The sequence below is a fragment of the uncultured Jatrophihabitans sp. genome (assembly GCF_964246335.1).
Classification (GTDB): domain Bacteria; phylum Actinomycetota; class Actinomycetes; order Mycobacteriales; family Jatrophihabitantaceae; genus Jatrophihabitans.
Window position 1 is genome coordinate 1 of record NZ_CAXTQF010000100.1, and the last position, 7,570, is coordinate 7,570.

A 7,570-nucleotide genomic window follows, 5' to 3' on the forward strand; every position below is an offset into this window, starting at 1 on the left:
CCGCACGACGCCGCGGCTGACCCGTTCGTCGGCGTTCACCGCTCGATCGTCGCGCGCCGGCGCGGGGCGTGGGTGGGCGGGGTTGATGCGGCCGGTTGTTCTGTACGCATGACGAAGCTCAGACCAGCAGCTTCACGATCGCCGCGACGCCGACAACGACGATCACCGCGCGCAGCACGTTCGGCGACAACCGCCGGCCGATGCGCGCGCCGAGCACGCCCCCGAGGATCGACCCCAACGCGACTAGCCCGGCGACGGCCCAGTCGATGTGCCGCCCGATGATGACGAACACGACCGCCGCGACGAGGTTCACCAACCCGGCAAGCACGTTCTTCAGCGCATTGTGCCGTTGGATCGAGTCGTCCAGGAACACGCCGAGAAAGCCCATCTGCAGCACGCCCTGCGCGGCGCCGAAGTAGCCGCCGTACAGCCCGACGAAGCCGGTCGAGAACCACAGCGGCGCGCGGACTCGCGGGGACACCTCGTGGCCGCGTCGGGTGAGCCAGCCCGTGATGCGCCGGCCGAAGATCACCAGCACCAGCGAGAGCACGATGAGGACGGGCACGATCGCGTCGAATGCCGCCGACGGCAGGACGAGCAGCAGCAGCGCTCCGCCGGCGGCGCCGAGCACGGTGGCCGGGCCGAGCGCCAGCACCCGGTTGCGCTGGCCGCGCAGCTCGCGTCGGTAGCCGTAGGCGCCGACGAACGACCCGGGGAACAGCCCGATCGAATTGCTGATGTTGGCGGTGACCGGCGGCAGGCCCACGGCGAGCAGGGCCGGGAACGTCACCAGCGTGCCGGAGCCGACGACGGTGTTGATCGCCCCGGCCCAGACGCCGGCGAACAGCACCAGCACGCCCTGCCAGAAGCTCACCGGGTCAGTGTTCCAACCCCGGCCTGCACGCGGGCGTCAGTCGCGGTGCGCTACGACATTGATCACATTGCCGTCCGGGTCGCGGAAGAAGAAGCGCCGGACGCCCCACTCCTCGTCGGTGAGGTCGTAGACGATCGGCGCGCCGGCGCGGACCACCCGCTCGTAGGCGGCGTCGACGTCCGCGACGCCGACGCTGACGAGCGGCGTCACGTCGGCCGTGGCATCGGCCGTAATCGTCGACAACTGGACGTGCTCGGAGTCCGGCGCGACGAGGGTGCCGATCCAGACCATCCGCTGAGCGATGTCCAGGCCGAGCGTGTCGGCGTAGAACCGCGTTGCTTCCTCGACGTCCGCGACCTGCAGGTTGGGCACGATCCGCGTAACGCGTTCGTCCGGCATGGTCTACAGGTATTGGCCGGTGTTGCCGACGGTGTCGATGGAGCGACCGGCCTCGGCGCCCTTGCCCCCGGACACCAGCGTGCGGATGTAGACGATCCGCTCGCCCTTCTTGCCGGAGATGCGCGCCCAGTCGTCAGGGTTCGTGGTGTTCGGCAGATCCTCGTTCTCGCGGAACTCGTCGACGCAGGCGGCGAGCAGGTGCGACACCCGGATCCCGCGTTGGCCCTGGGTGAGCAGGTCCTTGATCGCCATCTTCTTCGCGCGGTCGACGATGCTCTGGATCATCGCGCCCGAGTTGAAGTCCTTGAAGTACAGCGTCTCCTTGTCACCGTTGGCATAGGTGACCTCGAGGAACCGGTTCTCCTCGGACTCGGTGTACATCCGCTCGACGGTGTGTCGGATCATGCTGGCCACCGCCGCCTCGGGGTCGCCGCCATGCTCCTTCAGGTCGTCGTCGTTGATCGGCAGCGACGGCAGGATGTATTTGCTGAAGATGTCGCCGGCAGCCTCCGCGTCCGGGCGCTCGATCTTGATCTTCACGTCGAGTCGGCCGGGCCGTAGCAGCGCCGGATCGATCATGTCCTCGCGGTTCGACGCACCGATCACGATGACGTTCTTGAGTCCCTCGACGCCGTCGATCTCGCTGAGCACCTGCGGCACGATCGTGTTCTCGACGTCGGAGCTGACGCCCGAGCCGCGGGTGCGGAAGATCGAGTCCATCTCGTCGAAGAAGACAATGACCGGCGTGCCGTCCGACGCCTTCTCGCGGGCGCGTTGGAACACCAGGCGGATGTGCCGCTCCGTCTCACCGACGTACTTGTTCAGCAGCTCCGGGCCCTTGATGTTCAGGAAGAACGCGGTGACCTTCTCGTCGCCGCCGTGCACCTTCTGCACCTGCTTGGCCAGGGAGTTCGCCACCGCCTTGGCGATCAGCGTCTTGCCGCACCCGGGCGGGCCGTACAGCAGGATGCCCTTCGGCGGGCGGAGCTGGTGCTCGCGGAAGAGGTCCGCGTGCAGGAACGGCAGCTCCACGGCGTCGCGGATCGCCTCGATCTGCGGCGCGAGGCCGCCGATGTCGAGGTAGTCGATGTCCGGCACCTCTTCGAGGATGAGCTCCTCGACCTCACTCTTCGGGACTCGCTCGTAGGCGTACCCCGAGCGCGGCTCGAGCAGCAACGAGTCGCCGGCACGCAGCGGCTTCTCGCGCAGGATGTCGGCGAGGTAGACGACGCGCTCCTCGTCGGTGTGCCCGACGACCAGTGCGCGGTCGCCACCCTCCAACGTCTCCTTGAGCATGACGATCTCGCCTGCGCGCTCGAAGCCGCGTGCTGCGACGACGTTCATCGCCTCGTTGAGCATGACCTCCTGGCCGTGCTTGAGCTCGCCGACCTCGACTTCCGGGGAGACGGCGACGCGCAGCTTGCGCCCGGCGGTGAAGATGTCGACGGTGTTGTCCTCGAACGCCTCGAGGAACACGCCGTAGCCACTCGGCGGCTGGGCGAGGCGGTCGACCTCTTCCTTCAGCTGCACCATCTGCTCGCGCGCCTCGCGCAGCGTGTCGGCGAGGCGCTCGTTGCGCTCGCCCAGGGCGGCCAGCCGGGCCTGCGACTCGGTGAGCCGCTCCTCCAGCAGGCGCATGTGTCGCGGTGATTCGGCGACCTTTGCGCGCAACAGTTCCAGCTCTTGCTCGAGGAACGCGGTGCGTCGGCGCGTGTCCGCGTCTCCGTGAATCCGCGGCTCTTCGTGTCCACCGCGCGGTTCCTGCGCCATTGCGGCACCTCCCGTCATCGCGGAGTGTTCGCGAAATCCCACCCTACACACGCGAACCCGTTCCACTGCGTAACTACCCTCTTCGGTAAGCGCACCGAAACCTGAATGATTTTCGAGGAGTTCCGCGATCGTGAGCGAGCCGTTACGCGTCTGGATCGACCAGGACCTGTGCACGGGTGACGGATTGTGCGTGCAGTACGCCCCGGAGGTCTTCGAGTTCGACGTCGACGGTCTGGCCTACGTCAAGGAGGGCGACGGCGAGCTGCTGGCCGCCCCCGGTGCGCGCGCCGACGTCCCGGCGTCGCTGCGCCTGGACGTCATCTCCTCCGCCAAGGAATGCCCCGGCGACTGCATCCACGTCGTCCGGGAGAGCGACGGCGCCGAGGTGGCCGGCCCGGACGCCTGACGCTCAGGTGGCCGTCGGGCGCCGCTGGCGCGGCGGCGCGGCCACGCCCGGAGCCAGCCGGCGTGCCGACACGAGGAACGCGGTGTGCCCGATCATCCGGTGTTCCGGGCGGACCGCGAGGCCCACGACGTGCCAGCCGCGCACGAAGGTCTCCCAGGACGACGGTTCGGTGAACCCGCCGATCTCGCGCAGCGCCTCGACGAGTCTGGACAGCTGCGTGGTGGTGGCGACGTAGCCGATCAGGACGCCGCCCGGCCGCAGCGCTGCGGCCGCCTGTGGCAGCACGTCCCACGGGCTGAGCATGTCGAGGACGATCCGGTCGACGGGCTCGTCGGCGGTATGCGTATTCATGTCCGCCCGGCGCAGCGACCAGTTGGCCGGCGATTCGCCGAAGAACGTCTCGACGTTGCGCACTGCGACGTCCGCGTGGTCGTCGCGCACCTCGTAGGACACGACGTGCCCCTGGGGGCCGACGGCCCGCAACAGCGCGCAGGTGAGCGAGCCCGAGCCGGCGCCGGCTTCGAGCACCGTGGCGCCCGGGCAGATGTCGCCCATCGAGAGGATCTGGGCGGCATCCTTCGGGTAGATGACGGCCGCACCGCGCGGCATCGACAGCACGAAGTCGGCGAGCAGCGGGCGCAGCGCGAGGTACAGGGTGCCGCTGGTCGAGGGCACGACACTGCCTTCGGGCTGGCCGATAAGGGCATCGTGCTCGATGGCGCCGCGGTGCGTGTGAAACTGTTTGCCCGCCGCCAGGGTGACCGTGTGCAATCGGCCCTTCGGATCGGTCAGCTGGACGCGCTCGCCCTCGGTGAACGGTCCGGAGCCGGGTGCGTGGCTCACGCGCTGACCTGGCTGAGCCGCTCGGCGAAGTCGCGGGTGCTGATGATGCCCGCCGGCCGGCCCGCGGCGTCCAGCGCCAGGTATTCGTGGGTTGTCTTTTATTTTATGGGTTCGAGCTTGTTGTTCTCGTATTGTTGCGTCGGCAGCGTCAATCCCGGCTCGAGTCGCCGCGCGACCTGGGTGACGGTCGTCCACGGTCGACGCTCGGGTGGGGCCGCACCGATCAGCGCCTCGTCGACGATCGCGTCCGGGCGGTCCGCGGCGTCGACGACGACCAGGCCGCGCGCGCCTCGCTCGGCGGCACGGCGCAGCGCCTCGGCGACGGACAGGTCGGCAGGGACGAACATGCCTGGCCGCAGCAGGTCGGTGACAGTGACGGCGGGCAGCCGGCTGGTGAGCAGCGCGATCTTCCACGCCTGCGTGGCGCCGGCCCACAGGTAGGCCGCGAGACCTAGGCACAGCAATCCGGACGCCAGGCCCAGCGAGCTGCGGTCGACTGCCAACTCCGCGACCGCGATGCCGATCGCGAGCAGCCGGCCCGCCCACACGGCAATGCGGGTCGCGGTGAGGGGCGCGCACCCGCAGCCCGCGAGCGCGGCGCGCAGCAGATGGCCGCCGTCGAGCGGCAGGCCGGGCAGCAGGTTGAACGCGGCGAGCACGAGGTTGCTCCAGCACAGCAGCGCGAGCATCGCCCAGGCAACGCCGTCGCGCGGCGCGGCATCCTCCGCGAGATACGCGACGCCGGCGATGACGAGCGAAACCAGCGGACCGGCAGCCGCGGTGAGCAACGCGTCGCGCGGCCGGTCCGGGTCGCGGTCCATCTCCGACACCCCGCCCATGACGAACAGCACGATGCGGCGCACCTCGTGCTGGAGGATCCGGGCGACCAGCGTGTGCCCGATCTCGTGGGCCAGCACGCAGGCGCCGAACAGGACGGCGAAGGCGGCACCAGCCGCGTACGCGCCGGTGGCGTGCAGGCGGGGCAGTGCGTCGCGCAGCGCCGATCCGTACAGCACCGCCACCAGGACCGCCGTGATGAACCACGACGGTGCGATCAGGATCGGCACCCCGCGCACGCGCCCCAACGGCACCGCGCCGGGCTGTCGCTCAGCGCGGTTACGCGGCTGTTCGATCACAGTTGCGACCTTACGGGGCGCACACCCGAGGAATTGGCTACCGTACCGACGTGAGCGACGACGTAGACGTCCCCGCGCGCCGCAGCAGGCCGTCCCCGTCGCCTCGCCCGAACACCACTTCCGTTCAGCCCCGCAACGGCGCCGCGCCGAGCGCGGAGAGCCCGGATGCCCCTGTCGTCACCACCTTGCAGGCACCAGCGGCAGCTTCGAACGGCGCGGGGTCGTCGCGCATCGGCAAGTGGCTGCGCGACCGGAAGCCGGCGACGCCGGTCAGCGCCGTGCCGCCGCCACGGCACGCTGCGCCGCTGGGGCGCAACGGCCGCACCGACGACGCCACCGCCGCGTCGACAGCCGACCAGACAGCGACACCGGACCAGACAGCGACACCGGACCAGACAGCGACACCGGACCAGACAGCGACACCGGACCAGACAGCCGAGCTCCAGCCCGAGCGCGCGCGTCCGCGCCCCCGTCCGCGTCCGCACGGCGCGGGCGCGGCGGGTGCCGGTGCGGCAGCGGCGGCCGCAGAGGTCACGGACGTCGACACCCGCACCGAGCAGAAGGCCGAGCCCGAACAGAAGGCCGAGAAGAAAAAGAAAAAGAAGGACAAGGACGCGTCGAAGGACGACGCGGGTGAGGGCCGCCCAGAACGTCGGGACGTGGTCCGCCGGTTGGTCCGGCTGGCGATCGTCCTTGCCGTCATCGCCGGCGGCGCGATCACCCTGCGCGTGTACGTCGTGCAGCCGTACTACATCCCGTCGCAGTCCATGGAGCCGACCCTGCACGGGTGCCCGAACTGCAACGACGACCACATCCTGATCAACAAGCTCGCCGACACCTCCAGTCCGCCGGCCGAGCAGGACATCATCGTGTTCAAGCGACCGCCGAGCGTCGCCAGCACGGACAGCGTGCTCGTCAAACGCGTCATTGGTCTGCCCGGTGACACCGTGCAGCTGAAGAAGGGCCTGGTCTACATCAACGGGCTGGCCATCACCGAGCCGTACCTCAACAAGGCGTGCGGCCGGGCGCCGACCAAACCGCTGACCAAGACGACGTCGTGGCACATCCCGGCGAACGACGTGTTCGTGATGGGCGACAACCGCTGCAATTCCGAGGACAGCCGGGCCTTCGGGCCGATCCCGACGTCGTCCATCGTCGGCGAGGTCGTCGCCATCACCTGGCCCATCGGGCGGATCGGCGGCGTCAGCTGACCGACGCGCCGGAACCGCATCGACCGGAATTGTCGCCCCCCGCGCCTAGGGTCGGCGACATGAGCGTTGCCCTCCCCGACACGGCCGGTTCCGACCTGAATCCCGACGTCAACGCACCGCTGCCGGAGCCCGTGCTCGGCTCGTTGTCACCGTCGCGGGCGGCCGACTTCAAGGCCTGCCCGCTGCTCTACCGGTACCGGTGCGTCGACCGCCTGCCCCAGGCTCCGTCGCGCGCCGCCGCCCGCGGCACGCTGGTGCACTCGGTCCTGGAGGGGCTCTACGACCTTCCGGCGGCACAGCGCACGCTCGACGCCGCCCGCGCGATGGTCCCCGAGGCGTGGCAGCAGCTGCACACCGACAACCCGGACGTGCAGGAGCTGTTCCGCGACGGGAGCGACGGCGACGGCGACGGCGCATTGGACACGGCTGCTCTCGCCGACTGGCTGGACTCCGCGGCCCAGCTGCTGGGCAACTACTTCCGGCTCGAGGACCCCACCCGCCTGCAGCCGGCCGAACGCGAGCAGCTGGTCGAGGTGGTGGTCGACGGCGTGCGTCTGCGCGGCTACGTGGACCGCATCGACGTGTCGCCGGCGGGTGACCTACGCGTCGTCGACTACAAGACCGGCGCCACCCCGCGCGAGGCGTTCGAGGGCAAGGCGCTGTTCCAGATGAAGTTCTACGCGCTCGTGCTCTGGCGCACCCGTGGGGTCGTGCCGCGGCAGTTGCGGTTGATCTACCTCGCCGACACCGACACGCTCAGCTACACGCCGGACGCCGAGGAGCTCACCCGCTTCGAACGCACGTTGCTGGCCATCTGGTCAGCCATCGAGCGCGCGCTGCAGACCGGCGACTTCCGGCCGAGCCCCAGCCGGCTGTGCGATTGGTGCGATTTCAAGGCGTACTGCCCCGCCTGGGGCGGCACTGCCCCGCC

The 7,570-nt window shown here is 69.9% G+C and carries 8 protein-coding genes; 3 read left to right on the forward strand and 5 right to left on the reverse strand.

The features are described from left to right. Window positions 1–118 precede the first annotated feature (118 nt). Genes ACFFCN_RS17910 through arc form a run of 3 tightly spaced genes read right to left on the reverse strand, consistent with a single transcriptional unit; the run spans window position 119 to window position 3,004 of the window. Window positions 119–874: a sulfite exporter TauE/SafE family protein gene (locus ACFFCN_RS17910; RefSeq protein ID WP_375493871.1), complete on the reverse strand. Its 756-nt coding sequence runs from the start codon at window positions 872–874 to the stop codon at window positions 119–121. Window positions 875–910: 36 nt separating this feature from the next. Next, the gene (locus ACFFCN_RS17915; RefSeq protein WP_375493873.1) at window positions 911–1,273 is read right to left on the reverse strand and encodes a VOC family protein; all 363 of its coding nucleotides are present in this window, start codon (window positions 1,271–1,273) and stop codon (window positions 911–913) included. Window positions 1,274–1,276: 3 nt separating this feature from the next. Then, window positions 1,277–3,004, reverse strand: coding sequence for a proteasome ATPase (gene arc / locus ACFFCN_RS17920; protein ID WP_375493885.1), 1,728 nt, complete (start codon window positions 3,002–3,004; stop codon window positions 1,277–1,279). A 169-nt stretch (window positions 3,005–3,173) separates the two neighbouring features. On the opposite strand from arc, the gene ACFFCN_RS17925 reads away from it, so the two are divergent. Then, a complete protein-coding gene (locus tag ACFFCN_RS17925; RefSeq protein WP_375493875.1) occupies window positions 3,174–3,449 on the forward strand; it encodes a ferredoxin in 276 nt (91 codons plus the stop codon). Between the two features lie 3 nt (window positions 3,450–3,452). Here ACFFCN_RS17925 and ACFFCN_RS17930 read toward each other — a convergent pair whose 3' ends face one another. Further along, window positions 3,453–4,292, reverse strand: a complete 840-nt coding sequence (locus tag ACFFCN_RS17930; RefSeq protein ID WP_375493877.1) for a tRNA (adenine-N1)-methyltransferase — start codon at window positions 4,290–4,292, stop codon at window positions 3,453–3,455. Between the two features lie 98 nt (window positions 4,293–4,390). Beyond that, window positions 4,391–5,428, reverse strand: coding sequence for a M50 family metallopeptidase (locus ACFFCN_RS17935; protein WP_375493879.1), 1,038 nt, complete (start codon window positions 5,426–5,428; stop codon window positions 4,391–4,393). 50 nt (window positions 5,429–5,478) lie between these two features. On the opposite strand from ACFFCN_RS17935, the gene lepB reads away from it, so the two are divergent. After that, window positions 5,479–6,639 carry a signal peptidase I gene (gene lepB / locus ACFFCN_RS17940; RefSeq protein ID WP_375493881.1) on the forward strand — a complete coding sequence of 387 codons (1,161 nt, stop codon included), beginning with the start codon at window positions 5,479–5,481 and terminating at the stop codon, window positions 6,637–6,639. 59 nt (window positions 6,640–6,698) lie between these two features. Beyond that, a partial coding sequence (locus ACFFCN_RS17945; protein ID WP_375493883.1) for a RecB family exonuclease occupies window positions 6,699–7,570 on the forward strand: 872 nt, incomplete at its 3' end.

Bases quoted from the DNA above. Each gene is read 5' to 3' on its own strand.
- ACFFCN_RS17915 (WP_375493873.1), bottom strand. From the start codon at position 1,273: ATGCCGGACGAACGCGTTACGCGGATCGTGCCCAACCTGCAGGTCGCG.